Raw genomic sequence first — 25,213 nt, 5'->3', positions numbered from 1 at the left:
CACCCCGCCGATCTTGCACTTTCGGCCCCCGCGAAGCCATTCACCAGGGCAACTCGACCACACAAACTGCAAGATCGACAGGGGCGGGGAGCAGGGAGCGGGGTTGGTGGGGTTAGTGGGGGTGGGATTGGTGGTGGGTGGCTAGGACGTCGGCGCCGAAGTCGCTGGCGGGGCGGCGCAGCACTGTGTGCGCGTGGTTGCCGTCCGCGGTGGTGTTGTCGTACTCGATCAGCAGGTCGTCGCCCTGCACCCGGTAGTAGTGCCGCCGCCCAGGGTGGGTCGGGCCGGCCCAGGCGAAGTGCAGCGGGCCGGCGTCCAGTCGAGCCGCCTCCCGGATGGCCAGCTCGGGCGGCAGCCGGTCGAGGTAGAGGGCGACCACCTGGTCGAGCAGCGCGCGGCCGGTCGGTCCCAGTCGATCCGCCGGTACGCCGAGTGGTTCCAGCGGCGCGTCGACCCGCCCACGGGTGGCGCTGATGATGTCCGCCGGCGCCTCGTCGGCGATGATCGCGGCGGCCCGCTCGGCCGGGCCCAGCGCGTCGAGCAGGGCGCGGGCCAGGTCCTCCTCGACACCAAGTGGGCGGGAGACCGGACGGCCGGCGTAGCGGACAGCGGCCGGGTTGGCGCCGAAGAAGATCGGCGCGGGGGAGACCTGACCGTCCACCACCGTCATGTTGACCGACAGGTGGTGCCCTTCGAGCCGCCACGCCCAGCGCTCGTCGCGCGCCGGGTCGCCGAACACGGCCACCCAGTAGTCGCCGCTGTGCCGCCCGCGCTGCCAGCCCTCGGCCCGGTCCAGTACCTCCTCCAGCGAGATGATCGCCATGGCCTGCGCGTACGCCGAGGGGCTGAGCGCGGTGGCCAGCAATCGGTGCGCGGCCTTGCGGGCGGTGACGTCGAGCTCGGCGAGGCAGACGCCCGGTCGGGGTCGAGGCCGGTACTCCAGCCAGCGTCGGGCGGCCTCGTCGTCGAAGGAGTGCATGGCGCTCTCACGGGCGGCGGGGTCGAGGGCGGTCAGCAACGCGGTGCCGGCGGCCCGCATCTGCTCCGGCAGAGGATCTTCCACCGACCCTGTATACCGGCCGGCCGTGCGGGTGTCAGCCGACGCGCAGCAGCTCCGTCATCTCCGGCAGGTCGAAGAAGCTCGCGGTCTCGATTGCCGACGGGTTGCCGTGTGCCGGGTCCGCGCCGGCGGCGAGGAGCGCGCGGACCGCCTCGGTGCTGCTGCGGAAGACCGCCGCGGCCAACGCGGTCTGGCCCCGGTCGTTGGACCGGGTGGTGTCGGCGCCGCGGCTGAGCAGGGCGGCCACCGTGTCCGGGTGGGAGTGGTACGCGGCCAGGATGAGCAGCGTGTCGCCCTTGTCGTTGGTGAGGTTGACCGGCAGGCCGGCGTCGATCTGTGCCGCCAGCTCGTCGGTGGCGCCGGCTCGGGCCAGGTCGAACATCCGGTGTGCGAACGCCAGCGTCTCGGCGTCGAGGTCCTCGGTCACCGGTCCAGATTAGTCGCAAGGGTCCTGATAGGTTGCTCGGCCGGCGCGCTGGGGGAGGTCCGATGGATGAGACGGTGTACGTGGGCAACGCCGGCGTCGACGGCGCCACCAACGCGGGTTGGCTGCTCGGGCACTTCGCGCCGCCGGGGGAGATCCGGCACAGCACCGACGTCGAGGTGAAGTGGGGCGTGCACCCGCCCGGGCAGGCCCGTTCGCGGTGGGCGACCGGCGAGGTGCGCACCACTCTGCTCGTACTCGTCGAGGGGTGTTTCCGGGTGGAGTTGCCGGACCGGACGGTACGGCTGGCCGCGCCGGGCGACTACGTGGTGTGGGCTCGTGGGGTCGACCACTCCTGGTTCGCCGAGCGCGCGTCGGTGGTGTTGACAGTGCGGTGGCCCTCGCTGCCGGGCTACCGGGCGGACCCGCCGGTGCTGCGCTGATTCACCCGTGCGGGTGACTCGTGTCCCAACAGGCGGAATTACCTACTAAACCTATAGGCTTTGCCGTCTAGAGTACGAGAGCACCCCGCCGAACGACCCGCGAGGAACCGCCATGACGCACCACCGTCCGGAGCCCGACCTGCTCACCGTTGCCGCCGGGTGGGCCGACCCGGCCGGCTGGCCGGTCGCGCTGCGCTTCGATCCCGCCGAGCGCTGGTACGCCCGCCTCGCCGTCAGTGACGAGCACGAGGTGTGGGCGCTGAGCTGGCTACCCGGGCAGGGCACCGACCTGCACGACCACGGCGGCTCCTCCGGAGCGTTCCGGGTGGTCAGCGGCGCGCTCACCGAGGAGACGGTCAGCGCCGGTCGACTACGCCCCCGACTGCTGCCGGCCGGCACGGGCCGCCGCTTCGGCCCCCGGCACGTGCACCAGGTGACCAACCGGGGCTCGGCGCCGGCGGTCAGCGTGCACGTCTACCGGCCGGCGCTGCTGCGGATGACCCGCTATCACCTCATCGACGGTCGGCTGCGAGTCGCCGAGGTCGCCGAGGCCGGCCGGTCCTGGTAGCCGCGCGCACCGAGAACCCCCTGTCACCGGAAGGAACCCGAGAATGCAGATAACCGCCGAGCACTGTCCCGCCCCCGTGCCGCCACCGGGCTCCCGGGGCATCGACGAGATCCTGGCCGCCGCGCGGGCCCGGCTGCACCGGCTGGACCCGGAGCGGGCCCACCTGGCGTACCGGACCGGAGCGCTGCTGGTCGACATCCGCCCGGCCGCCCAGCGGGCCGCGCACGGCGTGGTGCCGGGCTCGCTCATCGTCGAGCGCAACGTGCTGGAGTGGCGCTTCGACCCCCGCTGCCCGGCCCGCCTGCCGCAGGCCGTCGACTACGACGTGCCGGTGATGATCCTCTGCCAGGAGGGCTACACCTCGTCGCTGGCCGCCGCCGCGTTGCAGGACGTCGGCCTGCACCGGGCCACCGATGTGGTCGGTGGGTTCGCGGCCTGGCGGATCGCCGGCCTGCCGGCCCTCGGCCCGACCCCACTGCATCACCCCTCTCCCCTCGCGTCCCCGGTCAACGCCGGCTGGGCGCGCCACTGACCGTCACGCCACACCCGGCGTGGCGGGCGTACCGCCACTCAGGAGGCACCATGTCCGTCGTCGCCATCCCCACGCGCCGCCACCCCGGCGTGCGTCCGTCGGCCCGTCCGCGCACCGGCCCGACCCTGACCATCACCCTCGACCTCGTCCCCGGGCCGTTGAGCCCTCGGCTGGCCCGGCTGGTGCAGCTGCTCGGCGAGCTGGCCGAATCGGGAGAGGGTCAACTGCGGGCCGTGGAGGACGCCGCGTCGGGGCCGCGACCGGCCCCGCGCCCCGCCGAGGCGGACCACGTCCGCATCCTGGCCGGCTCGCGGATGGTCCGCCAGGGTGACCGGGTCATCGCGCTGACCCGCATCGAGTACGAGCTGCTGCTGTTCCTGGCCGAGCGGCCCCGCCGGGTCTTCACCCGCCTGCAACTGCTCTCCAGCGTCTGGGGTTACGAGCACGCGGTGGCCCGGACGGTGGACGTGCACGTCCGCCGGCTGCGCGCCAAGCTGGCCGGCTCGGAGGTGGTCACCACCGTCTACGGCGTCGGTTACCGACTGGCCGACGAGGCCCCGATCAGCGTGGATCACAGCAGCTGAGCCCTGGTCCGGCGGCGATGTGACCGCCTGGTGAACCGGTCGGGGACCCCCGTAACGGGGCATCTCGACGACTCTGCTGTAATCATCAGGCCTCGTACGCAGAGCGAGCATCTGGCTCCGATGTGTTCGTCAATTGTCACATTCATGCAACGCAGCCGCCTCTTGACCCTCGCCCAGGCGCCGGGAAGCATCGATGAAGCGGCATCCCGGGCCGTGGGGAGATACCCGGACCAGCCCAAGGAGGACCATGTCGGTCAGCCCCGCCTCGTCGCGCGCCGGATGGCATACGTCCCAACCCGCGGTGCCCGGTCGACCTCCCGGCGGGCAGCGTCGCCCGGCGAACACCGCCGCGCCCGTGCTCACCGTGACGCTGTCCATCCCGCTGGCCTGTGAGGAGTCGCTGACCCCGGCGGCACGTCGGCTGTTGGAGGCCGCTCGCGAGATGCTGGAGCGGGGTGAAGGCGTGATCGTCGGCTCGGTCCCGGCCGAACGCCGCCCCGACCAGGCGCCCGCCAGCCGGTCGGCGACCCGCCCGATCAGCCCAACAATTCCCGCCCTGCACATCCTCGCCTCGTCGCGCTCGGTGCTGCGCGACGAAGAACCGCTGCCGCTGACCCGGCTGGAGTTCGACCTGCTGCTGCACCTGGTCGCCCACCCACGCCGGGTGTTCACCCGGCTGCAACTGCTCAACGCCGTCTGGGGCTACGAGCACGCCGGCGTACGCACCGTCGACGTGCACGTGCGTCGGCTGCGCGGCAAGGTCGGCGTGGACGTCCCGCTGGTCACCACCGTCTACGGCGTGGGCTACCGGCTGGCCGACGACGCCCGGGTCACCATCGACCGCAGCAGCTGACCGGCGGCACCGACGCGCCCGGCGCGGGGCAGGATGGTCCGGTGCGCATCCGCCCCATCTCGCCCGACCTGCTCCGCACCGAGCTGACCGGCCGGCTTGTCGACGCGGCGACCCGCGCCGCGAGCGCCGCCGCCGGGCCCGCGCGCCTGCGGGTGGCCGTGGACGGCGCCCCCGCCGCCGGCGCCGACGAACTGGCCGCGGCGCTGGTCGACCCGCTGCGCGCCCAGGGCCACCCGGTGCTGCACGTCCGCGCCACCGACTTCCTCCGCCCCGCGTCGCTGCGCTTCGAGTTGGGGCGCACCAACCCGGACTCCTTCTACGAGGCCTGGGTCGACGAGGCCGGGCTGCGCCGGGAGGTACTCGACCCGGCCGGTCCCGGCGGCAGTGGCCGGCTGCTCCCGTCGCTCTGGGACGCCGACGCCGACCGGGCCAGCCGCGCCCGCTACGTCGACCTGGCACCCGGCGGCGTCGTCCTGGTCAGCGGCTCGCTGCTGCTCGGCGGCGGCCTGCCCTTCGATGTGACAGTCCACCTGGAGCTGTCCCCGGCAGCGCTGCGCCGGCGCACCGAACCGGCCCAGCAGTGGGCGCTGCCGGCGTTCGACCGGTACGCCGAGGAGGTCGTCCCGGCGAGCTTCGCCGACGTCGTGGTACGCGCCGACGACCCCCGCCGACCGGCGCTCGTGGAGCCCGGCGGCAACGACTGACAACAACCGAAAACTTGTCGGTTTGCACGGCGGATCCGGCGGGTACTCGCCCGGCTCACAGAGCGCGGGTGACCGCCCGCGTACCGAACGCGACCGTGACCGGGGCCCGCGCCGCCGGCACCCGGTTCACCTTGAGCCACAGGCCCAGGAAAGGCAGGCAGCGATGCTCGTCCACGACACGGTCGGTACGACCCGGTCCCAGACGGAGATCGATCAGATCCGACAGTCGCTCCAGGCGCGCTACGACGAGCTGACCGCGGAGTACGACCACGCGGTGCTCCAGAGCCAGGTACTGCGGCTGGTGGAGGTCGGCGACACCGCTGGCGACGACCAGGCCGACAGCGGCACGAAGACGGCCGAGCGGGACACCGCCCAGTCCCTGTTGCGCACCATCCTCGACCGCCGCGCCCAGTACGAGCACGCCCTCGGCCGGCTCGAGGAGGGCACCTACGGCTGGTGCGAGGGCTGCTCGGCGGCGATCCCGGTGGAGCGGCTGGAGATCTTCCCGTCCGCCACCACCTGTGTGACGTGCAAGCAGACTCGCGAGCGGCGGGCAGCCTGAGCCACTCCAGCGGTTGCCGGTCGGTCCGCGACGCGATGGACTTCCACAATGGGTGACATCCTCGTGGGCACCGCGTCTTGGACCGACCGCACACTGCTGGACTCGGGGTGGTACCCGCAGACCGCCGACACCCCGGAGAAGCGGCTGGCCTACTACGCCCGGCAGTTCCCGCTGGTCGAGGTGGACGCCACCTACTACTCGCCGCCCGCCGAGGCGACCGCGCGGCTGTGGGTCGAGCGCACCCCGGCCGGCTTCACCTTCAACATCAAGGCGTTCAGCCTGCTGACCGGGCACCCCACCCGGGTCAGCGCCCTCTACAAGGACCTGCGCCCGGAGACCGACAAGAAGAACGTCTACCCCGACGACCTGCCCGCGCAGTCGTACGAGGAGGTGTGGACGCGCTTCCTGTCCGCGCTGGACCCGCTGGTCGAGGCCGGCAAGCTGGGCGCGCTGCTGTTCCAGTTCCCACCCTGGTTCACCATCAAGCGGGCCAACAAGCAGTACCTGCTGGAGGTGGCGAAGCGCTGCGCGCCGCTGCGCCCGGTGTACGAGTTCCGGCACGCCTCCTGGTTCGACGGCGACAACGCCGACGAGACCCTGGCCTTCCTGCGCGAGCACAAACTGCCGTACGTCTGCGTGGACATGCCGCAGGGCCACCGCTCGTCGCTGCCCCCGGTGCTGGCCGCCACGGCGGACCTCGCGGTCGTGCGCTTCCACGGGCACAGCGACAAGTGGACCAGCAAGGACATCCACGAGAAGTTCGGCTACCACTACTCCAAGCGGGAGTTGGCCGACTGGGCGCCGAAGCTGCGCGAGCTGGCCGACGAGGCCGGGCAGACCCACGTGCTGATGAACAACTGCTACCGCGATTACGCGCAGACCAACGCGAAGACCCTCGCGGGCCTCCTCGACGCCGGCTGACCTCACCCGATCCGGGTGGGGCCGCCTCACCCGCCCTCCGGGGAGGGTGGACGCGGTGGGTTCGGCCGCCCCGTGGACGGCCGAAGCCGGAGACGACACGGAGGTGACGGGGATGACGGTTCGACTGGTGACGGATCGACGGCGTGGTGCCGTCCTGCACGTGGTCGGCACGGCCGACAATGCCCGGCGCGCCCCGCAGGGCAGCCCGTTGCGGGCCCGCCGTGGCCCGGTGGGGCCGCCGCGCCGCGCCGACGACCGACGGTGGGACGCCACGGAACGGGGGTCGACCGATGGCTGACTCGATGATCTCGGCGTTCGAGTCCTCGCTGGACAAGACGAACCTCATTCTCAAGGACATCGAGAACGCCTACGGCTGGCCGAAGGATCGGCGCAACCAGTCGTACGCGGCCCTGCGCACTGTGCTGCACCTGCTGCGCGACCGGCTGCCGGTGGACGAGAGCGTGGAGTTCGCCCAGCAGCTGCCGGTGCTGGTGCGGGGCATCTACTTCGACGGCTGGGTGCCGTCCGACGTGCCGATCAAGCTCAACCGTGACGACTTCCTCTACGAGGTCCGGCAGGGCTTCCCGTACGACGCTGAGGGTGGGCCGGAGCGGGTGACGCAGGTGGTGCTGGACACGCTGCGCCGCCACGTCACCCAGGGTGAGTGGCAGGACGTGAAGGACACCATGCCCAAGGACCTCGCGACGATGATGCCGTGACGGCCTGACACCGCGAGCCCGTCCGGCCCAGTGTCGGGCGGGCTCAGCCGTCCGCGCTGCCCGGAGAACTGCCCGTGTCGCCCCGGTTCGGCGTCTACGGTGAGGGTTAGAGAAGATCGCGCGTGGGGTACCACCCGCAGCACGACGGACCCCGGCGTACGGCGGGGCGGCACACCCGAGGGAGTACCGATGGCACTCAACGATGACGACATGCAGACCACCGGCGACGGCGGCGCGGAGGGTCCGGCCGACGGCGGCGCGACCCCCGGTCAGCACGACGGTGGCGCCGATGGCGGCGCGGAAGGCCCCGCCGACGGCGGTGCCACCCCGGGTCAGCACGACGGTGGCGCTGACGGCAGCGCGGAAGGCCCCGCCGACGGCGGTGCCACCCCGGGTCAGCACGACGGTGGCGCCGATGGCGGCGCGGAAGGCCCCGCCGACGGTGGCGCCACCCCGGGCCATCAGGACGGTGGCGCTGACGGCAGCGCCCGGTAGCGGCACGCCATGACCTACCTCGACCCGCCGGGCGGCCACGACGGCCGCCCGGCGATTCCGTCCGCCGAGGCCACCACGGCGCTGGCCCGCTGCGTCTCGGTCGAACCGGCCAAATTCGCCGCCGCGCACTGGGGGCACACCCCGCTGCTGTCCCGTGCCGCCGAACTGCCCGACCAGGCCGGCTTCACCGACCTGCTCAGCCCCGCCGACGCCGACGAGCTGCTGAGCCGGCGCGGTCTGCGTACCCCGTTCCTGCGCGTCGCCAGGGACGGCCAGTTGGTCGCGGCGTCGCGCTGGACCGGCGGCGGCGGCGCGGGCGCCGAGATCGGCGACCAGGTGCTCGACGAGCGGGTCCTGGAGCAGTACGCGGCCGGGGCCACCCTGGTGTTGCAGGGTCTGCACCGGATCTGGCCGCCGCTCGTCGACTTCGCCCGCGACCTGGGCCTCGCGCTCAACCAGCCGTTGCAGATCAACGCCTACCTGACCCCGGCCGGCAGCCAGGGCTTCGCCACCCACTACGACACCCACGACGTGTTCGTGCTCCAGGTCGACGGCCGCAAGCACTGGCGGATCCACCCACCGGTGCTGCCCGACCCGCTGGAGAAGCAGCACTGGGGTGGGCGCGCCGACGAGGTCGGTGCCACCGCGCAGGGCCCGGCCGCGCTGGACGTGGTGCTCGCCCCCGGTGACGCCCTCTACCTGCCCCGGGGGTGGCTGCACAGCGCGCAGGCGCAGGACGCCAGCTCGCTGCACCTGACCGTGGGCATCCGCGCGCTCACCCGCTACGCCCTGGTCGAGGAGTTGTTGGCGCTGGCCGCCGAGGACCAGCGGTTGCGGGCCAGCCTGCCGTTCGGCACCGACGTCGCCGACCCGGACGCCATCGAGCCGGAGCTGACCGAGACCGTGGAGGCGTTGCGGGACTGGCTGCTGCGCGCCGACCCGGGCGCTGTCGCCGCGCGCCTGCGGCAGCGGGCCTGGCCGGCCGCCCGCCCGGCGCCGATCCGGCCGCTCGCCCAGGCCGACGCGCTGGCCACCCTGGACGCCGACTCCCGGGTCACAGTGCGGCCCGGCCTGCGCTGGCAGTTGGTGCCGCACGACCCGGACACGGTGGCGCTGCGGCTCTTCGACCGCACCATCACCCTGCCGGCGAGCTGCGAGCCGGCCGCCCGCACCCTGCTCGACGGCACCGTCACCCGGGTCGGCGACCTGCCCGGCCTGCCCGACGACGCCGACCGGGTCACCCTGGCCCGCCGACTGCTCCGCGAGGCCGTGCTCGTCCCGGCCTGAGTTAGCCGGCGGTGGCCACGACCAGCTCGATCCTGAGCGTGTTCGTGACCTCGTCGGTCAGCTCGCCCTCCGCGCCGACCGAGATCGTGCCCTGGTCGGTGACGCCGAAGACGAGTTCCACAGTGCCGGCCTTCAACACCAGCGGGTCATCACCGCTGTTGCCGGCGGCGACCACCGCGCGGATCGTGGTGATCGCGTCCACCAGGGTCGCCTCGACCGCGCTGTGGCGCAGCTCGTGCCGATCCTGGAGATCCTCGGCGACGAGCGTGATGTCGATCGTGTGGGTCCGCTGGCGGGCGTGGCTGCCGCCGACCTTGACCTTCCAGCCGATCACCGGGACCCGGAAGTCCACGCCACCGCCGAGCTTGGTGGTGACGACCGCGCTCAAGATCAGTTGAACCGTGTCGACCCGCAGGTCCCGGCCTTCGTCGGTCGTGGAGATGCCGGCCTGCTTCACCGCGTTCTTCACCGCCGCCACCAGTTCCTCGACGGGCACGCTGTAGTCGGTCACATCCATGCCGCACCATCCTTCTGCACGAGTGGGGTTGCCGCCCGCTCAGACGGCGGCGGTGGCGAACGGGTCGCCGTACACGGTGTAGGCCAGCCAGGTCGGGTCGAGCGGGTCGTCCTGCTGCTCGACACGCGCGGCAAGGGCTGCCGCGCCGAGCGTGGCGCCGTCGGCGAGGGACCGGTAGAACGCGGTCGCGAAGCGCGCCGAGCTGTCCGAGCGCACCGCCCAGAGCGTGCCGACGAAAGCGCCGGCCCCGGACGACATGAACTGCTGCGCCCAGCCGAGCATCTTCGTGTACGTCGGGGCCACGCCCGCGCTGCGGCACGCGTTGATGAACACGAGGGGACCGGTCTCCGCCAGCAGTTTCCGGATACTGGCCTCGGCGAGCAGGGTCGGCCTGAACCGGCCGCCGTCCATGTCGATGAACGAGCCGTCCGACGAGAACGTGTTGTGGCAGGCGAAGTGGGTCGCCCCGAGCGCCCCCGAATTGATCAGGGCGAGGAGGTCGTCGGCCCTGGTGATGGGCTCGCTGTCGGCCGCTCCGAGGATCGCGCGGATGGTGGCGATCTCCTCGTGCGCGCCGGTGGGGGCCTTCGTCGGCACCACGAAGCGCGGGTTGCGCAGGCCGACCGTCGCGTTGCGGCGTTGACCGTAGGTGCGGCGTACCACGGGGACCTGCTCGACGAGGAAGCCGGCGTCGCGCTGGGCGCTGAGCGGATAGAGCAGTTCCCACGGGACCACGTCGTGGTCGGTCGCGATCGTGAAGGCGCTCATGTCGCCGCCGACCTGCCAGAACTGGTCCCGCACGTCGGCCGGCACCAGCTCCGACCACAGCTGGATGCCCGCCGACCGGATGACCTCGCGGGTCATCCTCGCGGTGTAGCGGGAACCACCGCCGGCCAACTGCTGCATCTCCCGGATGGCGTTCTCCACGGCGGCGTCCGGCGGGTTCGTGACCGACTCGACGACCGGCGCGAACAGCGCCGCATCGGACCGCAACTGGAAGGTGTACCGGCTGCCGTCGAACCGGACCTCCATGGTGACCTCGCCCGGCCGCGCCTGCGGCGCGCCCATCGGCGCTGTCTGCGGTTGCCCGTCGCGGAACGGCCCACCGTCCGCGACGGAGACCTCCACCGACACCTCGGTGAGGAACGTGCCGCCGGCCCAGGCGGTCACGTCGATGCGATACAGACCAGGGGTACGCGCCCCGAAACCGAACCGGATCGGATCGGGATCATCGTTCGGCGTGACCCGCACCGTCTGCTGGAGTGGGCCCTCGGCGTGCAGGCCGGCGGGCGCGTGGATGGTCACGGTCACCGGTGTGCCGGCCTCGGCGACGAGAAAGCTCCGCATGCGTGCCGACACGGCGTCTGCAGGAACAGATCGTCCCTCGGAGACGAGCCGCACCTCGACGCTCAAGTCCCGACCCGCCGGGACTCGCGTGGGAGCCCGGACCACCAGCTGCCGGTCCGATGTCGGAATAGTCTCCGAGGAGCGAGGTCTCGCCACTGGTGTCGATCCCGCCCGCTCCCAGGGCCCGGCTCCTCCCGTGATTTCGGGCGAGGTCCAACGTCCGCTCAGCGTCGGTGTCGCCCTGTCCTCGCCGAGCGCCGCATCGTAGTCCTCGTCGTTTGCCGAAATGCTCAGCCTGCGCGGCCACGTCGGCCGGTGCTCGGCGCGTTCGCGCAGGTCACCTGGTTGCCGCTTCGGCTCGCGCTCGCGCAGATAGCGGCGGGTGCGTTCGTCGAGGGACAGCCGGGTGTCGCTCTGCCGAAGGGTGATGCCGCCGAGCTTGAAGGCGTCTTCAGCAAGCTGTCGGTCGACGGCGATCTCGGCCCGGGAAATCTCGTCGATGGTGTACCGCGACGTGATCAGCCGGCAGGTGTGCAGCAGGAACTCGCGGACCAGGACCCCGGCGTCCGTGATTGCGTGTCGGACGATCCGCGCCGGGTCGGTCACCTGGAGGCCGAGGGTGATCGACGCCTCGAAGTGGTACGCGCCGGTCTTGGCCGGCAGCCGGAGGTTGACGACGATCGAGTGGTCGCTGGTGTCCACCTCGTAGCGCGTCGAGTATCGGGCCACGAACCCGGGCTGCCGCCACCACATCGGCCGGTCACCGTCGGCGGCCTCCAGACCACCCCGGCGGGTCGAGTAGACGATCGCCGCCGAGGGCCCGTGGCTGGGGGGCGGCATGAGCCATCGCACCGGCTCCGCGCTGAGGATCAGAGGGATCGGCGGCCCGGCCGTTGCGGTCTCCGGGCTGAAGGTCGTCGCGAGGTCGTCGACCAGGTGCCCGATGTCCGCCTGGACGCTGTCCGTGTGGATCCGCCGGTAGTGCTGGTGGCCAAGCGGCTTGAGCGCTTCGGACAGGTGCCTCGCGGATGGCAGCTCGGCGTTGTCCACAAGCACCGGGATGACCGGGACCTGCTGAGCGAAGGCGGCGGCGATCGTCCGGAGGCTGAAGCCCGGTAGGCGCTTCACGGGGCCCGCCGACTCACCGCGTGGAAGCGGTTCGATCACGACGATGAGCGCCGCCGAGGCGGACAGGCGGCGTCGGAGCTCGGCGACGCGCGGGATCGCGCGGGGATCGTCGCGAACGACGCTCTCGCTGCCAAATCGAGCGGTCAGAGCGTCATCGAGCAGGCGCGCGGCGGCGTGATCGTCGTCGGAGCGGTAACTCATGAGGAAGCTGACCATTTCACGTACCGTATCGAAGATCGCCCTCTGATTGTCGCCGCGCCTGCGGTCGGCTACTCGACAACCCTCTGTGGACGCCCCGACCGGCTCAGCGGCCGAGTGCCAGCAGCAGCGCGGTGGTCAGCAGACCCGCGCCGAGCACCACGATGATCGGCCGGGGGCCGAGCACCGCGTGTCTCCGGTCGGCCAACACGCGCGCCGGCGCCAGCCCGACCAACGGCCCGATCAGGGTCACCACAAGCGCCAGCACCGGCATCCCGACCGCCAGGTCGCCGCCGTACCCGACCCCCAACGCCCGCGCCCCGGCCCCCAGCGCGTACGCGAGCACTGCGCCGGCCACCCCGCAGAGCGCCAGCAGGGGGTTGACCGATCCCGGCAGCTCCCCCGGTTGCCCGGCCCGGTCGAGCAGGTCACGGGCCTTGGCGAGCAGCAGCACCGGGTCGGTGGCCCCGACGCCGTTCGCCGGGGCGGGCGGGCCGCCGAGGCGGCGGGCGCCGAGGCGCGACCGGACCTGCTGCCACAGGTGGGCCACCTCGGCGTCGACCCGTTCCTGCTGCTCACGGGCGGCGACCAGCTCCTCCTCGGCGTTCTGGAGCTGCTCGGCCGCGTCGGCGACGGCCCGCTCGGCGGCAGCGCACTGCCGCTCGTGCCAGGTGTGCGCCTCGGCGCGCTGCTCGCGCACCCGCGCGGTGAGGTCGGCCAGCCGCCGCAGCTGCGCCGCGTACGTCTCGCTGGTCACCGGTTCGTTCATCGTGCGGGTCCATACGGGATGATCACCTGTCCGGTGCGGTGGACCGCCCGGTCGAAGAAGAGCCCTCGCCAGGGGCGGGGGTACCAGTCCGGGCCACCGGTGCCTGGGTAGAGCGACGAGCCCAACTCGCCGCCGTGCGCGTCCAGGGCCACCCAGGCGCCGATCTGGTCGGTACGGGCGGCCGGCCCACCGAGATCGGCGCGCATCCGGGCCACACCCCGCCACCAGGCCAGCACGTGCGTGCGTCGTTCCGGCCCGTCGTGCATGATCCGGCGCAGCTGCTCCAGGCCGGTACGGCGACCCGCACGGGCGGCCAGCGCACCCGCTGCCGCGTCGACCGCGAACAGCAGCAGGTAGTGCGGGCTTCCCGGGCCGCTGAGCCCGTCGGCCGTCTCGGCCATCAGCTCGCCGACGGTCTCCTCGTCGTACCAGGCGGCGTCGTCGGCCAGGTCGTCGTAGAGGGCGCGGGCGATCGGGTCGGCGTCGGGGTCGAGGCAGGCGATCGAGAACCGGGCGGTGCCCGGCGTGTGCTGGCGGGCCAGCGACCGGGCCGCCGCGTCCAGCACCGCGCACGCCTCGTCGACCCGGGTCCCGAGCACCGCGAGGTTGCGGCCCGGGGCGCGCGGCAGCCGCAGCGACGCCGAGCGGGACTGCACGTCGATGATCTCGCCGAGCAGCGCCACCGGGTTGCGCGGCGCGGTCCCGTCCGGGGGTACGGCGAGCGCCCGGAAGTCCGGGGCGTCCGCGAGCCGGGGGATCGCGTCGCCGTCGAAAAGCCGGGCGGGCGCCGCGTCGGGGGCGCGCATCCGCCACAGCCGGTGTTGCAACCCGCTCCACGTCTCCCACTCGCTGGCCGACGGGATACGGGCGACCTCGTTGCCCTCCACCATGCCGGACTCGGCGTTGACGACAGCGTGCCAGCGCGGCAGCGACTGCGCCGCGTCGTTGCGCTCGGCGAGGATGCGCAGCGCCTTGGGCAACGCGATGCGCAGGGCGAACTGGGCGACCAGCGCGGGGCGGCCCCACAGCGCCTCGATGCCTCGCACGTCCTGCGAGGCGAGGACCAGGTGGATGCCCTGGGACCGGCCGCGCCGGGCCAGGTCCTCCAGCAGGTCGGCCGCCTCCCGGGCGACCGCGTCCCGGCCGGCCAGCAACATCTGGAACTCGTCGACCACGGCGACGATGCGTGGCCAGTGCCCGGTCGGGTCGACCGCCCGCAGCTCGGCCAGCTTGGTCACCTCGTGCTTCTTGGCCGCGTCGGCGCGTCGGCGCAACTCCTCGGTGAGGAAGCGCAGCAGCGCCAGCCCGAACTCCCGGTCGGTGTTGACGTTGATGCCGACCAGTCGCATGTGCGGCAGCCAACTCGGGTCGCGCCGGCCCTGGGCGAACCGCGCGAAGGAGACCCCCTCCTTGAAGTCCAGCAGGTAGAACTCCAGCTCGGCGGGGGAGTAGCGGGCGGCAAGGGCACCGATCCACGCGAAGATCAGGTTGGTCTTGCCGGTGCCGGACGGCCCGCCGATCAGCGCGTGCGGTGGATAGTCGCCCAGCGTCAACCGCACCGGCCGGCCCTGTGGGCCCTCACCGATCGGCGCGATCAGCCCGTCGGCGGAGTCCTCCCGCCACATCAGCTCGGGCGGGGGCAGCAGGTCGGTGAAGGGGGTCGGCGGGGGGCCCGCGTTCACCCGGGCGGCGACGTCCCGGCAGGTCTCGGTGACCAGCGTCGCCGGTGGCGGTGGGTCCAGCCGGACCGGCAGCCCGGCCGAACCGCCGATCCGTGCGCCGGACACCCCGGCCACCACCCGGGTCACCGTCGGGTCCTCCGGCAACGGCACACCGTGCACCACCAGGTGTACGCCGCAGGCCGCGCCCGCCCGCACCACCCGGTCCAGTTGCCCGCGCTCGTGCCGGTTCAGCTCCTCACCACCGAGCAGCACCGCCACCCGCCACGGCTCGGGTCGCCGGCCGGTCGCCGCCGCCAGTTCGCGCAGCGACGCGTACTCGCCGGCGAGGACCGTCTCGTTGATCCGGCGGATCTGCTCCACCAGGTCGTCGAGCAGCGCGCCCAGCCCGCCCGGGCCGACGAAGGTGAGCAGCCCCGCCGTGCCCAACGGAGCGAACCCGGCCAGTCCGCCGCCGAGCTGATCCGGGTCGTACCCGATCAGTCGTACCGCCCCGGGGTCGGCGCGGCCGACGGCCCGCAGCAGCAACGCGGACACCACTGCGTCGCAGCCGGCGCGGTCGTCTCCGGACAGGTGGACGTGCCCGGCGTCGAGCAGCGGCACCAGCGCGGGCACCCTGTCGACGCCGTCGATCCGGACCGTGCCGACCCGCAGCGCGCCGGGCGGCTCAGCCCGGCGGGCGGGCGTCGGCGTCCATCCGGCCCAGTTGGCTCCCGCGCAGCCGGGTGCCTCCTGGCGTGCCGCGTCGGCAGCCCGCCGGGCCAGCTCGGCGATCCGGGTGGAGTAGCGGTCGTCGATCTCGGCGATGCGGCGGTCCCGTTGGGCGCCCACCCGCGCCGGTACGGCGGCCGCCGCCCGCTGCACGCGGGCCAGTCGTTCCCGCCCCGCGGTCAGGTCGGCCTGGGCGGCGGACAGCCGGGTACGGGTGGCGCCCAACGCCTCGGCGAGGGTGTCCCGGACCCGGCTGGCCAGCTGACCGCGCCGGTCAGCCATCGGAGCCCCGACGCGTCGGCGCGTCCCGCCAGGGGCTGCCCGAGCGCGGGAGCAGCCCACCGGGGCGCGGCGGCGGCCCATCCGCGCGCGGCGGCAGGCCACCGGAGCGCTGCGCGGCGGCGCTGCCCGGCCGCTGCACCGCACCGCCGGCGCGGGGAACCGCGCCCGGCCGCCCGGTCCCACTCGGTTGCTGCGCGCCGGCCGGTTGGGCCCGTGCCGGTTGCCCCGCGCCGCCCGGTTGTCCGGCGCCCGCCGGCTCTCTGGCGCCCGCCGGTTCTCTCGCGCCGCCGGCCGGTAGGTCCCGGCCGAGGCGGGCGAGGAGCAGCCCGGTCGCCACCCCGGCGGTCACCGCGGAGTCGGCGGCGTGCGGTGGCTCCCCGGAGGCGCGCGGCGGCGGCATCCGGCACATCCGGGTCAGCAGCGTCTCCAGCACCGGCGGCGGCAGCCCGGGCAGCAGGTCGCGAACCCGCCCGTCCAACTCGCCGCGCAGCCGCCCGAGGTCGGTGGCGCGCGGCGGGTGCCCGAGCAGCTCACCGGCCAGCTCGCGCAGCAGCGGCGGCGCCAGCGCGGCCATGCCCAACCCCACGTCGGCCGGGGCCCGGCGTAGCTCCTTGCGGAGCCGGTCCCGGTCGCCGGAGCGGACACCACCCACCACCCGGCGCAGCAACTCCTGGGAGTCGTGCACCCGCTCGTCGGGCTCGTCGTCGGTGCCCTCGCGCCCGCCGGTCAGCTCGGCCACCCGCACCGACCACCAGCGGCGCATTCGCACCTGCTCGGCCGGCTCCGGCGCGACTGCTGTGGGCCCGCCCGCCGGTGGCGTGTCGTGTCGGGGAGCGCGTTGCTCCGGGCGGGGCGCCGGGGCGCCGTCCGCGCCGAGCCCGATCGCCGTCAGGTAGGCCGACAGCTGTTCCTGTGCCACCCGCAGCGCGTAGCCGGCGCTCTCGGCGTGCTCGGTGGCGGCGGACAGCTCGGGCACCCCCATCGGGTTGGCCGACTCCTGTCGGACCCAGCGCAGGCGCTCCGCGGCCAGGCCGAACTTCTCCAGCGCCTGCCCGAGCAGGGCCACCGGGAACTCCTCGGTGGCGGCACGGACCTGCCCGCCGACATCTTCGATGATGGACATGGCGGCCTACAGGGTGGAGACGTAGAGCTGCGCCTGCTCCACCGCGACAAGTGTCGCGGCGAGACACTCCTCCAGCTCCTGGCTGGCCTGGGTCAGCGACGCCTGGGCCGCCTCCACCGTCTCGTGCCCGCTGCCCTCCAGCGCCCCGGCCAGGGTCTGCTGTGCCTCGGACAGTTTCTCGCCGGCCGCCTGCACGGCTGTCTGCCCGTCCCCGATCTGTTGGAGGGCGACATCGATGGCAGCCTTCAGCTCGGCGACGCTCGCCACGGCGGAACCTCCTGGGGGCGGGGAGATCTCCATTAGAGCCTATCGGCGGTTCCTAAAGAACATCCGCCCTGTCGGTGTTCCTGCCCGCCTGTCCGGAAGGCCCACGGAAGTGCCGGGAGTCCGATCTGTGGGAGTCCCAGTGCGAAGATTTCTCAGTTGCTGGTCGGGTTCTCCCGGAGCCAGCGCGGGCCGTACACCTCGGCGCCCAGCGCGGTCACCCGCCCGCGCAGCTCCCGGTCGGCGGTGACCACCAGCCGCCGACGCCGCGGCGCGCCCTCCACCAACTCGACCACAGTGTCGTCGCCGGAGCCGGCGGCGGAGACCACCCGGACGCCCTCGGTGCCCGGCACGTCCCGCGCGGCCCCCTCGACCACCAGGACCACCTCCACCGGGGCGGTCAGCCGGGCCGGCAACCCGACGCTCGCCACCGGGGCGAGCGAGTCGCGCAACCGGGCCGCGGCCCCGGCACGGTCACGCCACCAGCCGTTCGGGCGCGAGCCCACCACGTTGGCGCCATCCACGATCAGCAGCGGGGTCTCATCCATCCCGTCAGCCTGCCACCATCGGCCGGCCCTGACCCGACGCCACTCCCGGAATGCCGGTCCTCCGCCACCTGCGGCGTTTGTCGGGGCGCGCGCCGGGTAGCCCCTGCCGACCGTGCCGAGCCCTACTGCGGAGGACAGACATGATGGGACCCGGTGACATCGGCTCCGACCCGTGGGACGAATTCCTGGCCAGGTACTTCGGCCGGGGCGAGGGAGGGCGCCGACCGCCGCACCGGGTCGACATCACCCGACTGATGACGGCCGACGCCCGGGAGATGCTGGCCGACGCGGCCCGGCGGGCCGCGCAACGGCAGAGCAGTGACCTGGACACCGACCACCTGCTCTGGGCGGCGCTGCAACGCGAACCGCTGCGTGACCTGGTACGCCGGGCCGGCGCCGACCCGGACACCCTGCTCAACGCCCTCGGTGGCAAGGGCGACGGTGCGCCGCGCGGGGAGGTGCCGCCCAACCTGTCGTTGACCCCCGCCGCCAAGCGGGCGCTGCTCGACGCCCATCAGCTGTCCCGGGCGATGGGCGCCAACTACATCGGCCCCGAGCACATCCTGATGGCGCTGCCGCTCAACCCGGAGTCGCCGGCCGGGCGGATGCTGGCCGCCGGCCGGATCCAACCCGAGTCGTTGCAGGCCGCCAACGCCGAGCGCGGGCCGATGACCGGGCCGAAGCCGGACCGCGGCACCCCCACCCTGGACCAGTACGGGCAGGACCTGACCGACCTGGCCCGCAACGATCAGATCGACCCGGTGGTCGGCCGGGCCGACGAGATCGAACAGGCCATCGAGATCCTGTCCCGGCGGACCAAGAACAACCCGGTGCTGATCGGCGAGGCCGGCGTCGGCAAGACTGCCATTGTCGAGGGGCTGGCCGAACGGATCTGCGACGGCGACGTACCGCAGACCCTGCTCGGCAAGCGGGTCGTCCAGCTCGACCTGGCCGGCCTGGTCGCCGGCACCCGCTACCGGGGCGACTTCGAGGAGCGGCTGAAGAAGGTGATCGACGAGATCCGGGCGCACCGGGACGAGCTGATCATCTTCATGGACGAGATCCACACCCTGGTCGGAGCCGGTGGCGCCGGCAGCGAGGGCGGAATGGACGCGTCCAACATGCTCAAACCCGCCCTCGCCCGGGGCGAGCTACGGGTGATCGGCGCGACGACGCTGGACGAGTATCGCAAGAGCATCGAGAAGGACGCCGCCCTGGCCCGGCGCTTCCAGCCGGTGCTGGTGCCCGAGCCCAGCGTCGACGACACCATCGCCATCCTGCGCGGGCTGCGCGACCGGTACGAGGCCCACCACCAGGTGCGCTTCTCCGACGAGGCGCTGGTCTCGGCCGCCGAGCTGTCCGACAGGTACGTCACCGACCGGTTCCTGCCGGACAAGGCGATCGACCTCATCGACCAGGCCGGCGCCCGGGTGCGGTTGCGGACCCGCACCCCCGCGTCCGACGTGCGCGAGCTGGAGCAGGAACTCGACGAGGTACGCCGGGACAAGGAACAGGCCGTCACCGACGAGCAGTACGAGCGGGCCTCCGCGCTGCGGGACCGGATCTCCGAGTTGGAGGAGGACATCCGACGCGCGAACGGCGAGGACGGCTCGTCCGGCTCCCAGGTGCCCGAGGTGGGCCCCAAGGAGATCGCCGAGGTGGTCTCCCGGGCCACCGGCATTCCGGTCAGCCAGCTCACCGAGGAGGAGCGCGACCGGCTGCTGCGCCTGGAGGGTCATCTGCACCAGAAGGTGGTCGGTCAGGACGACGCGGTCACCGCGGTCGCCGAGGCCGTGCGCCGTTCCCGGGCCGGGCTGGCCGACCCGGAGCGACCGATGGGCAGCTTCCTGTTCCTCGGCCCGACCGGCGTCGGCAAGACCGAGTTGGCGCGGGCCCTGGCCGAGGCGTTGTTCGGCGAGGCGGACCGGATGGTCCGGGTGGACATGAGCGAGTTCCAGGAACGGCACACTGTCAGCCGGCTGGTTGGCGCTCCGCCCGGATACGTCGGTTACGAGGAGGCCGGTCAGCTCACCGAGGCGGTGCGTCGCCGCCCGTACGCGGTGGTGCTGCTCGACGAGATCGAGAAGGCCCACCCGGACGTCTTCAACATCCTGCTCCAGGTGCTCGACGACGGGCGGCTCACCGACAGCCAGGGTCGCACTGTGAACTTCAAGAACACCGTCCTGATCATGACGAGCAACCTCGGCTCCGAGCTGATCACCGGCGCCCAGCGCTCGGTCGGCTTCGGCACCGGGGACGTGGGCAGCGAGCAGGAGAGCAACGAGCTGCGGGAACGGCTCATGCGCCGCCTCCAGGAGAACTTCCGCCCGGAGTTCCTCAACCGCATCGACGAGGTCATCATCTTCCGCCGGCTCGAGGCCGAGCAGCTGCGCGACATCACCGCGCTGCTGCTGGAGGAGACCCGCCGCCGGATGCACGCCCAGGACCTCCAGGTCGAGTTCACCACCGCCGGCATCGACTGGCTCGCCGAGCACGGGTACCAGCCGGAGTTCGGCGCCCGCCCGCTGCGCCGGGTGATCCAGCGGGAGGTGGACAACCACCTGTCCCGGATGCTGCTGGAGTCGGCGATCTCACCGGGACAGAAGGTCACTGTGGACGTCCGCGACGGCGCGCTCACCTTCGACGTGACCGCGGGCGAGCGGGGGTACACCGCCGCCACGACAACACACCCGCGATGAGCGGGTCGGCGCGAAGGGACGACCACGAGGACCCGCACCAGCCTGCGGAGTCCGCGAAACCCCGGGACGAGGACGACCATCCCGACCCGATCCTGGCGCCGCCCACCGCCAACCCCCGCCGCACGCGGGTGCCCGCGGAGGGCCTGCATCCGAAGACCGAAAAGGACGACCCGGAGACGTCCGGGCCGCCGCCCGGAGAGGAGACCTGATGGTACGCGAAGCGCGGCTCGACCCCGAGGTGGAAGTGCTCTGGGAGGACTTCCACGCCGAGGTCAACGTCCCGTCGGAGCAGCTGCGAACCTGGCTGCTGACCCGGGGTTCGGGAGAGGAGTCGTTCAGCCCGAACCCGAACCTCGACCTGCCCCAGCCCGGCCGGGAGATCCTCAAGGTGCTCAACAAACGCAAGGTGGACCTCACCCCGGAGGACATCGAGGTGATGCGGGAGGCGGTCGAGCGGATCCGCGAGCTGATGGACGCCAAGCCGTCGCGCGGCAACGCCGACGACAGCTGGCGGCACTCCCTGCTGGACCTGGGTCACGACCCGCTCGTCGAACTCTGAACGAGGTTCACCCGCGACGGTGCCGTCCCGAACCCGGGACGGCACCGTCGCGGCGCGCTACTGGCCCTGGTCGGGCTCCAGGCTTGCGATGGTCAGGCCCGCCGCGTCGGCGGCGGCGTCCCGGTCGCCGCGGGTCTGGTCCTCCCGGGTGAGCAGGTTCGCGTACTCGGTCACGTCGGCCGGGTCGGGCACCGTCGGCAGCCGGCGCAGGAACGCCTCCACCTCGCGGGTGGCGGCGGTGTGCGCGGCAGCCGCCTGGCGCAGCAGTTCGCGGTCGTCGGCGGGCGGGTAGAGGTCGGTCATGTCCGCCAGATACCCGGCCCACGGCGGTTCGCACCGCCAACGGCCGGGAATACCGGCAGCTCAGCCCGGCCGGACCCCGGTGGGCTGCCGGACGCCGAAGCCCGGGTTACGGGGCAGCCAGGCCAGGTACGCCGGATGCGGCGCCAACGAGTCGACGTACGCCGCCTTGGCCGTCTCCAGCACCAGCTCCGCGCCCTGGGCGGCGGGGGAGTCCGGATGCCAGCCGAGCAGCAGCCGCCAGCGCAGCGGCGTCCCGGCGAGTTGACGGGTGACCAGACCGCTCACCGGGCGGAACGTCGCCTGGCACAGGGCCACCGCCACGCCGGCCTCCACCAGGTCGACGCAGCCGCGGATGTCGGTCTCGTACACCTTGCGGGGGGTGAAGCCGGCGCGGGCGCAGGCGGCGGCGAAGCAGTCGGCGAAGCAGCCGTCGCCCGGCGCGGCGACCCACTGCTCGTGGCGCAGCTCGGCCAGGCGTACCTCGTCCTGCGCCGCGAGGGGATGGGTCTCCGGCAGCAGCACCAGCACCGGGTCGACGGCCACCTCCTGCCAGCTCAACCCGAACCCGGCCGACGGGCTGGCGTCACCGCACACGCCGGCCAGCGCGAAGTCCAGTCGACCGCCGGCCACCAACTGCGCCAACTCGTCGACCGACCAGGACGCGTACGTGGTGATCTGGGCGGGTGGTTGCTCGGCCGCCAACCGGTGCACCAGCCGACCCAGGATCGGGCTGTTCACCCCACCGAAGCGGTAGGACGACAACGTGTCGCCCGCCCCCGCCAGCCGGGCGGCCTCGTCCTGCAGGCCCTTCATCGCCGGCAGCAGCACCCGGGCGCGGGCCAGCACCAGCTCACCGAGCGCGGTGGGCCGAGCCCCGCGCCGGTCCCGGTCGAACAGCGGGCCGCCCAGCGTCCGTTCGATGCGTTGGAGCTGGGCGGTGAGCGCTGGTTGGGCCAGGCCGAGCGCCGAGGCCGCCTTCGTCACACTTCCCGTCTCCGCGATTGCGCAGACCACCCGCAGGTGACGCAGCTCCAGGTTCATAGGGTGACGGTAGGACTACGCGTCTGCTGGCGGAATAGCCCAAGCGGATCGGTGATAATGAATGCATTGCCGGCGGTCGCCGGTCACCGGTCGCGCGGTGGCTCCGGCAGGTCCGCCAGGTACGTCGGCCGGCGGGTCACCGCGTCGAGGACCTTGTCCACCACCCCGACCGCCGGCTCCACGATCCGGTTCCACGGAGGGGTGGCCGGCGTGCCCGGGTGCGGCCGGGTCGGCGCGGCCTCCTCGGCGATCTCCAAGCGGTTGCCGAGCCGGATCAGCTCCTCCTCGGTCGCGACGGCACGCAGCTCGGTGACCAGCGTGCCCACCCCGTCGACGTGCCGGCGGACCCGCTCGGCGACCTCGGTCAGCGCCTCGTCCGTCAGTCCCTTCAGAGCGCTCAGCAGGGCCGCGTCGGCGTTGATCTCCGCGTCCACCCGCTCGGTGGCCGCCGGCAGCGCCGCGCGGACCGCCGGCAGCAGGTACTGCTCCTCGGCGGACAGGTGCCGCGAGAGCGCGGCGGTGAGCACCGCCAGCCCCTCCTGCGGCGTGGTGCCCGGGCCGGTGAGCTGGTCCAGCAGCGCCAGCAGTTGCTTGTGCTCCCGGTCGACGATGTCGGCGATGCTGCGACCGGCGGGTCGGTAGCCCTCCTCGGGTGCGGGCGCGGGCGGCAGCGGCGGCAGGGGAACAGCGGACATGGTGCCCTCCTCGACTGGCGGGCGGAAGCTCCGGCAGGGACGTACGGTCGTGGGCCGCGGTACCCGAACGCGGCCGCGGCGAAACCGACCCGTCGATGCGTCCCCCCGCGCCGGCCTGTCGAGCAGCCCGGGCTGGTATGAAGAGGCGATGACGAGCGATGCCGCCTCCGCCCGACCCGACCCCACCGCAGAGGTCGTGGACCTCTGCCGCGACCTGCTGCGCATCGACACCACCAACACGGGTGACAACGACACCAGCGTCGGCGAGCGCCGCGCGGCCGAGTACGTGGCGGAGAAGCTCGCCGAGGTGGGCGTGGAGTCCGTCCTGCACGAGTCCGCGCCGGGCCGGGCGAACGTGGTGGCCCGCATCCCGGGCACCGACCCGAGCCGGGGCGCGCTGCTGGTGCACGGCCACCTGGACGTGGTGCCCGCCGACGCCGACGAGTGGTCGGTGGACCCGTTCTCCGGCGAGCTGCGCGACGGCTACCTCTGGGGCCGGGGCGCGATCGACATGAAGGACTTCGACGCGATGGTGCTCGCCGTGGTGCGGCACTGGCAGCGCACCGGCGTGCGACCCCCGCGCGACATCGTGCTGGCGTACACCGCCGACGAGGAGGCGGGCAGCGACTACGGCGCGCGTTTCCTGGTCGACAACCACCGGGGCCTCTTCGACGGCTGCACCGAGGCGATCGGTGAGGTCGGTGGCTTCTCCTACTCGGTCAACGACAGCCAGCGGCTCTACCTCATCGAGACCGCCGAGAAGGGCATCGACTGGCTGCGGCTGCACGCCAAGGGCCGCCCCGGGCACGGCTCGATGATGCACGACGACAACGCCGTCACCGCGCTCGCCGAGGCGGTCGCCCGGATCGGCCGGCACCGCTTCCCGGTGGTGGTCACCGACACCGTGCGGGCCTTCCTGACCGAGGTCTCCGACCTGCTCGGCATCGAGTTGGACCCGGACGACCCGGAGACGGCCATCGCGAAACTCGGCCCCATCGCCAACATCATCGGCGCGACCATCCGCAACACCGCCAATCCGACCCGGTTGAGCGCCGGCTACAAGGACAACGTCATCCCCGGCCGGGCCACCGCCACCATCGACTGCCGCAGCCTGCCCGGCCAGTCCGAGCTGCTGGAGCGACAGCTGCGCGAGCTGGTCGGCCCGGACATCGCGATCGAGTACGTCCAGCGGCAGCCGGCGTTGGAGACCACCTTCGACGGTGACCTGGTCGAGGCCATGTCGGCGGCCCTGCGCGCGGAGGACCCGGGGGCGCGGCCCGTCCCGTACATGCTCTCCGGTGGCACCGACGCCAAGGCGTTCTCGCAGCTCGGCATCCGCTGCTTCGGGTTCGCCCCGCTGCGGCTGCCCGCCGACCTGAACTTCTCCGCGTTGTTCCACGGCATCGACGAGCGCGTTCCGGTCGACGGACTACAGTTCGGCGTGCGGGTTCTCGACCGGTTCCTCCGCACCTGCTAGTCGTGTCCGGCGGTAGCCGCCGGCGCGCAACCTCCCCATCGTGAAGGGACTGCCCCACATGACCGACCAGCATGGTGAGCTGGACGCCGCTCTCGAGCGGGTGATCGAAGCGGCCCGCCACCACCTGGCCGCCGTACGCGCCGCGCAGGGCCGCGTCGACGACGACGACGTCTGGCAGGCGTACGTGGCGTTGAACAACGCTTCCTTCGCGTACGACGAGCGACTGCTCGACGCCTTCGGCGAGGTGACGCCGTGGGATGTCGACTCGATCGACCCGGACGAGGCCGACGAGCGTTTCGGCGGCGGCGAGGGAGCCGAGGCCAGCGACCCGCACCCCCGGGTGATCTCGGTGCGTCAGCGTCGTGACTACCGGGTGCCGAGCGTCGCCGCGCTGCTGCGGGTGGCCGAGGCGGCCCGCCGCGAGGGCACTCCGGAGGACGACGAGCCGGCGCCGGTGGAGGGCGTCGGCGAGGCGGTGCTGGAGCTGCTGCAGAGCGGTGACGGCTCGCTCGGCGCGTTGGACGTCCCCGAGTTGGAACCGCTCGACGGGGTGGTCATGGTCAGCGAGGTGGGCACCCCGGTCGATCTGGAGTCGTTCGACGACGACGACGCGGTCGGCCCGTTCCAGCCGGCTGCCGACGACCGGCTGGTCGGTCGGCTCGACGAGCACCCGTTCCTGGAGCTCGACGACGACCACGACCACGCCGGGCACCAGCACTAG

General features: G+C 73.1%; 29 protein-coding genes. 17 read left to right on the top strand and 12 right to left on the bottom strand.

The genetic code is table 11. The features are described from left to right. Window positions 1-112: 112 nt before the first annotated feature. A complete protein-coding gene (locus ACLJOK_RS12095; RefSeq protein ID WP_410818355.1) occupies window positions 113-1,063 on the bottom strand; it encodes a DUF3500 domain-containing protein in 951 nt (316 codons plus the stop codon). Window positions 1,064-1,094: 31 nt separating this feature from the next. Then, the gene (locus ACLJOK_RS12090; protein ID WP_410818354.1) at window positions 1,095-1,487 is read right to left on the bottom strand and encodes an ankyrin repeat domain-containing protein; all 393 of its coding nucleotides are present in this window, start codon (window positions 1,485-1,487) and stop codon (window positions 1,095-1,097) included. Window positions 1,488-1,549: 62 nt separating this feature from the next. On the opposite strand from ACLJOK_RS12090, the gene ACLJOK_RS12085 reads away from it, so the two are divergent. The 12 genes from ACLJOK_RS12085 to ACLJOK_RS12030 all read left to right on the top strand — a co-directional run bounded on the left by ACLJOK_RS12085 (window position 1,550) and on the right by ACLJOK_RS12030 (window position 9,152). Then, window positions 1,550-1,927: a signal peptidase I gene (locus ACLJOK_RS12085; RefSeq protein ID WP_410818352.1), complete on the top strand. Its 378-nt coding sequence runs from the start codon at window positions 1,550-1,552 to the stop codon at window positions 1,925-1,927. A gap of 112 nt (window positions 1,928-2,039) precedes the next feature. After that, window positions 2,040-2,495, top strand: a complete 456-nt coding sequence (locus ACLJOK_RS12080; protein ID WP_410818350.1) for a cysteine dioxygenase — start codon at window positions 2,040-2,042, stop codon at window positions 2,493-2,495. Window positions 2,496-2,538: 43 nt separating this feature from the next. Beyond that, window positions 2,539-3,027 (top strand): rhodanese-like domain-containing protein, encoded by a 489-nt coding sequence (locus tag ACLJOK_RS12075; RefSeq protein ID WP_410818349.1) that lies wholly within the window; start codon window positions 2,539-2,541, stop codon window positions 3,025-3,027. Between the two features lie 50 nt (window positions 3,028-3,077). Then, the gene (locus ACLJOK_RS12070) at window positions 3,078-3,611 is read left to right on the top strand and encodes a winged helix-turn-helix domain-containing protein (protein ID WP_410818347.1); all 534 of its coding nucleotides are present in this window, start codon (window positions 3,078-3,080) and stop codon (window positions 3,609-3,611) included. Window positions 3,612-3,858: 247 nt separating this feature from the next. Further along, the gene (locus tag ACLJOK_RS12065) at window positions 3,859-4,464 is read left to right on the top strand and encodes a winged helix-turn-helix domain-containing protein (protein ID WP_410818346.1); all 606 of its coding nucleotides are present in this window, start codon (window positions 3,859-3,861) and stop codon (window positions 4,462-4,464) included. A 41-nt stretch (window positions 4,465-4,505) separates the two neighbouring features. Beyond that, window positions 4,506-5,168 carry a uridine kinase gene (locus ACLJOK_RS12060; RefSeq protein ID WP_410818345.1) on the top strand — a complete coding sequence of 221 codons (663 nt, stop codon included), beginning with the start codon at window positions 4,506-4,508 and terminating at the stop codon, window positions 5,166-5,168. A gap of 163 nt (window positions 5,169-5,331) precedes the next feature. Then, the gene (locus ACLJOK_RS12055; protein WP_210787443.1) at window positions 5,332-5,730 is read left to right on the top strand and encodes a TraR/DksA family transcriptional regulator; all 399 of its coding nucleotides are present in this window, start codon (window positions 5,332-5,334) and stop codon (window positions 5,728-5,730) included. A 48-nt stretch (window positions 5,731-5,778) separates the two neighbouring features. Next, window positions 5,779-6,651, top strand: coding sequence for a DUF72 domain-containing protein (locus ACLJOK_RS12050; RefSeq protein WP_410818342.1), 873 nt, complete (start codon window positions 5,779-5,781; stop codon window positions 6,649-6,651). Window positions 6,652-6,763: 112 nt separating this feature from the next. Next, entirely contained in the window at window positions 6,764-6,949 is a 186-nt protein-coding gene (locus ACLJOK_RS12045; protein WP_410818340.1) for a hypothetical protein, read from the top strand. After that, entirely contained in the window at window positions 6,942-7,370 is a 429-nt protein-coding gene (locus tag ACLJOK_RS12040; protein WP_238679119.1) for a DUF2267 domain-containing protein, read from the top strand. Before ACLJOK_RS12045 ends, ACLJOK_RS12040 begins: the two co-directional genes overlap by 8 nt. Before the next feature lie 189 nt (window positions 7,371-7,559). Further along, window positions 7,560-7,865 (top strand): hypothetical protein, encoded by a 306-nt coding sequence (locus ACLJOK_RS12035; protein ID WP_410818338.1) that lies wholly within the window; start codon window positions 7,560-7,562, stop codon window positions 7,863-7,865. A 9-nt stretch (window positions 7,866-7,874) separates the two neighbouring features. Further along, the gene (locus tag ACLJOK_RS12030) at window positions 7,875-9,152 is read left to right on the top strand and encodes a cupin domain-containing protein (protein ID WP_410818336.1); all 1,278 of its coding nucleotides are present in this window, start codon (window positions 7,875-7,877) and stop codon (window positions 9,150-9,152) included. 1 nt (window position 9,153) lies between these two features. Here ACLJOK_RS12030 and ACLJOK_RS12025 read toward each other — a convergent pair whose 3' ends face one another. The 7 genes from ACLJOK_RS12025 to ACLJOK_RS11995 form a co-directional block, all read right to left on the bottom strand. Next, window positions 9,154-9,669: a trypco2 family protein gene (locus ACLJOK_RS12025; RefSeq protein ID WP_410818334.1), complete on the bottom strand. Its 516-nt coding sequence runs from the start codon at window positions 9,667-9,669 to the stop codon at window positions 9,154-9,156. 39 nt (window positions 9,670-9,708) lie between these two features. Further along, complete coding sequence (locus ACLJOK_RS12020) at window positions 9,709-12,360, bottom strand: CHAT domain-containing protein (protein WP_410818332.1); 2,652 nt, start codon at window positions 12,358-12,360, stop codon at window positions 9,709-9,711. An 88-nt stretch (window positions 12,361-12,448) separates the two neighbouring features. Then, window positions 12,449-13,111: a hypothetical protein gene (locus ACLJOK_RS12015; protein ID WP_410818330.1), complete on the bottom strand. Its 663-nt coding sequence runs from the start codon at window positions 13,109-13,111 to the stop codon at window positions 12,449-12,451. Continuing rightward, the gene (locus ACLJOK_RS12010) at window positions 13,108-15,783 is read right to left on the bottom strand and encodes an FtsK/SpoIIIE domain-containing protein (RefSeq protein ID WP_410818328.1); all 2,676 of its coding nucleotides are present in this window, start codon (window positions 15,781-15,783) and stop codon (window positions 13,108-13,110) included. Before ACLJOK_RS12010 ends, ACLJOK_RS12015 begins: the two co-directional genes overlap by 4 nt. Then, window positions 15,776-16,906 (bottom strand): hypothetical protein, encoded by a 1,131-nt coding sequence (locus tag ACLJOK_RS12005; protein WP_410818326.1) that lies wholly within the window; start codon window positions 16,904-16,906, stop codon window positions 15,776-15,778. Before ACLJOK_RS12005 ends, ACLJOK_RS12010 begins: the two co-directional genes overlap by 8 nt. Window positions 16,907-16,912: 6 nt before the next feature. Continuing rightward, a complete protein-coding gene (locus ACLJOK_RS12000; RefSeq protein ID WP_030332749.1) occupies window positions 16,913-17,173 on the bottom strand; it encodes a hypothetical protein in 261 nt (86 codons plus the stop codon). A 152-nt stretch (window positions 17,174-17,325) separates the two neighbouring features. Next, on the bottom strand, window positions 17,326-17,718 hold the full coding sequence (locus ACLJOK_RS11995; RefSeq protein ID WP_238679125.1) for a hypothetical protein: 393 nt from the start codon (window positions 17,716-17,718) through the stop codon (window positions 17,326-17,328). 140 nt (window positions 17,719-17,858) lie between these two features. On the opposite strand from ACLJOK_RS11995, the gene ACLJOK_RS11990 reads away from it, so the two are divergent. Genes ACLJOK_RS11990 through ACLJOK_RS11980 form a run of 3 tightly spaced genes read left to right on the top strand, consistent with a single transcriptional unit; the run spans window position 17,859 to window position 20,976 of the window. Then, window positions 17,859-20,417, top strand: coding sequence for an ATP-dependent Clp protease ATP-binding subunit (locus ACLJOK_RS11990; protein ID WP_410818324.1), 2,559 nt, complete (start codon window positions 17,859-17,861; stop codon window positions 20,415-20,417). Beyond that, window positions 20,414-20,626 (top strand): hypothetical protein, encoded by a 213-nt coding sequence (locus ACLJOK_RS11985; RefSeq protein ID WP_410818322.1) that lies wholly within the window; start codon window positions 20,414-20,416, stop codon window positions 20,624-20,626. The genes ACLJOK_RS11990 and ACLJOK_RS11985 overlap by 4 nt, the downstream gene beginning before the upstream one ends. Further along, window positions 20,626-20,976 carry a DUF3140 domain-containing protein gene (locus ACLJOK_RS11980; protein WP_238672160.1) on the top strand — a complete coding sequence of 117 codons (351 nt, stop codon included), beginning with the start codon at window positions 20,626-20,628 and terminating at the stop codon, window positions 20,974-20,976. Before ACLJOK_RS11985 ends, ACLJOK_RS11980 begins: the two co-directional genes overlap by 1 nt. A gap of 57 nt (window positions 20,977-21,033) precedes the next feature. Here ACLJOK_RS11980 and ACLJOK_RS11975 read toward each other — a convergent pair whose 3' ends face one another. The 3 genes from ACLJOK_RS11975 to ACLJOK_RS11965 all read right to left on the bottom strand — a co-directional run bounded on the left by ACLJOK_RS11975 (window position 21,034) and on the right by ACLJOK_RS11965 (window position 23,015). Continuing rightward, window positions 21,034-21,279 carry a hypothetical protein gene (locus tag ACLJOK_RS11975; protein WP_238646958.1) on the bottom strand — a complete coding sequence of 82 codons (246 nt, stop codon included), beginning with the start codon at window positions 21,277-21,279 and terminating at the stop codon, window positions 21,034-21,036. Between the two features lie 60 nt (window positions 21,280-21,339). Continuing rightward, window positions 21,340-22,320 carry a LysR family transcriptional regulator gene (locus tag ACLJOK_RS11970; RefSeq protein ID WP_410818321.1) on the bottom strand — a complete coding sequence of 327 codons (981 nt, stop codon included), beginning with the start codon at window positions 22,318-22,320 and terminating at the stop codon, window positions 21,340-21,342. An 83-nt stretch (window positions 22,321-22,403) separates the two neighbouring features. Next, window positions 22,404-23,015 (bottom strand): hemerythrin domain-containing protein, encoded by a 612-nt coding sequence (locus ACLJOK_RS11965; protein WP_410818319.1) that lies wholly within the window; start codon window positions 23,013-23,015, stop codon window positions 22,404-22,406. Between the two features lie 148 nt (window positions 23,016-23,163). On the opposite strand from ACLJOK_RS11965, the gene ACLJOK_RS11960 reads away from it, so the two are divergent. Both ACLJOK_RS11960 and ACLJOK_RS11955 read left to right on the top strand, forming a co-directional pair. After that, entirely contained in the window at window positions 23,164-24,492 is a 1,329-nt protein-coding gene (locus tag ACLJOK_RS11960) for a M20/M25/M40 family metallo-hydrolase (protein ID WP_363616337.1), read from the top strand. A gap of 58 nt (window positions 24,493-24,550) precedes the next feature. Next, window positions 24,551-25,213, top strand: coding sequence for a hypothetical protein (locus ACLJOK_RS11955; protein ID WP_091408864.1), 663 nt, complete (start codon window positions 24,551-24,553; stop codon window positions 25,211-25,213).

Source organism: Micromonospora sp. 050-3, from assembly GCF_046549335.1.
Taxonomy (GTDB): Bacteria; Actinomycetota; Actinomycetes; order Mycobacteriales; family Micromonosporaceae; genus Micromonospora; species Micromonospora trifolii.
This window is presented reverse-complemented; position numbering and strand designations above follow the sequence as displayed.

Bases quoted from the DNA above. Each gene is read 5' to 3' on its own strand.
- ACLJOK_RS12085 (WP_410818352.1), top strand. From the start codon at position 1,550: ATGGATGAGACGGTGTACGTGGGCAACGCCGGCGTCGACGGCGCCACC.
- ACLJOK_RS12080 (WP_410818350.1), top strand. From the start codon at position 2,040: ATGACGCACCACCGTCCGGAGCCCGACCTGCTCACCGTTGCCGCCGGG.
- ACLJOK_RS12075 (WP_410818349.1), top strand. From the start codon at position 2,539: ATGCAGATAACCGCCGAGCACTGTCCCGCCCCCGTGCCGCCACCGGGC.
- ACLJOK_RS12070 (WP_410818347.1), top strand. From the start codon at position 3,078: ATGTCCGTCGTCGCCATCCCCACGCGCCGCCACCCCGGCGTGCGTCCG.
- ACLJOK_RS12065 (WP_410818346.1), top strand. From the start codon at position 3,859: ATGTCGGTCAGCCCCGCCTCGTCGCGCGCCGGATGGCATACGTCCCAA.
- ACLJOK_RS12055 (WP_210787443.1), top strand. From the start codon at position 5,332: ATGCTCGTCCACGACACGGTCGGTACGACCCGGTCCCAGACGGAGATC.
- ACLJOK_RS12050 (WP_410818342.1), top strand. From the start codon at position 5,779: ATGGGTGACATCCTCGTGGGCACCGCGTCTTGGACCGACCGCACACTG.
- ACLJOK_RS12045 (WP_410818340.1), top strand. From the start codon at position 6,764: ATGACGGTTCGACTGGTGACGGATCGACGGCGTGGTGCCGTCCTGCAC.
- ACLJOK_RS12040 (WP_238679119.1), top strand. From the start codon at position 6,942: ATGGCTGACTCGATGATCTCGGCGTTCGAGTCCTCGCTGGACAAGACG.
- ACLJOK_RS12035 (WP_410818338.1), top strand. From the start codon at position 7,560: ATGGCACTCAACGATGACGACATGCAGACCACCGGCGACGGCGGCGCG.
- ACLJOK_RS12030 (WP_410818336.1), top strand. From the start codon at position 7,875: ATGACCTACCTCGACCCGCCGGGCGGCCACGACGGCCGCCCGGCGATT.
- ACLJOK_RS12025 (WP_410818334.1), bottom strand. From the start codon at position 9,669: ATGGATGTGACCGACTACAGCGTGCCCGTCGAGGAACTGGTGGCGGCG.
- ACLJOK_RS12020 (WP_410818332.1), bottom strand. From the start codon at position 12,360: ATGGTCAGCTTCCTCATGAGTTACCGCTCCGACGACGATCACGCCGCC.
- ACLJOK_RS12015 (WP_410818330.1), bottom strand. From the start codon at position 13,111: ATGAACGAACCGGTGACCAGCGAGACGTACGCGGCGCAGCTGCGGCGG.
- ACLJOK_RS12010 (WP_410818328.1), bottom strand. From the start codon at position 15,783: ATGGCTGACCGGCGCGGTCAGCTGGCCAGCCGGGTCCGGGACACCCTC.
- ACLJOK_RS12005 (WP_410818326.1), bottom strand. From the start codon at position 16,906: ATGTCCATCATCGAAGATGTCGGCGGGCAGGTCCGTGCCGCCACCGAG.
- ACLJOK_RS11995 (WP_238679125.1), bottom strand. From the start codon at position 17,718: ATGGATGAGACCCCGCTGCTGATCGTGGATGGCGCCAACGTGGTGGGC.
- ACLJOK_RS11990 (WP_410818324.1), top strand. From the start codon at position 17,859: ATGATGGGACCCGGTGACATCGGCTCCGACCCGTGGGACGAATTCCTG.
- ACLJOK_RS11985 (WP_410818322.1), top strand. From the start codon at position 20,414: ATGAGCGGGTCGGCGCGAAGGGACGACCACGAGGACCCGCACCAGCCT.
- ACLJOK_RS11980 (WP_238672160.1), top strand. From the start codon at position 20,626: ATGGTACGCGAAGCGCGGCTCGACCCCGAGGTGGAAGTGCTCTGGGAG.
- ACLJOK_RS11975 (WP_238646958.1), bottom strand. From the start codon at position 21,279: ATGACCGACCTCTACCCGCCCGCCGACGACCGCGAACTGCTGCGCCAG.
- ACLJOK_RS11970 (WP_410818321.1), bottom strand. From the start codon at position 22,320: ATGAACCTGGAGCTGCGTCACCTGCGGGTGGTCTGCGCAATCGCGGAG.
- ACLJOK_RS11965 (WP_410818319.1), bottom strand. From the start codon at position 23,015: ATGTCCGCTGTTCCCCTGCCGCCGCTGCCGCCCGCGCCCGCACCCGAG.
- ACLJOK_RS11960 (WP_363616337.1), top strand. From the start codon at position 23,164: ATGACGAGCGATGCCGCCTCCGCCCGACCCGACCCCACCGCAGAGGTC.
- ACLJOK_RS11955 (WP_091408864.1), top strand. From the start codon at position 24,551: ATGACCGACCAGCATGGTGAGCTGGACGCCGCTCTCGAGCGGGTGATC.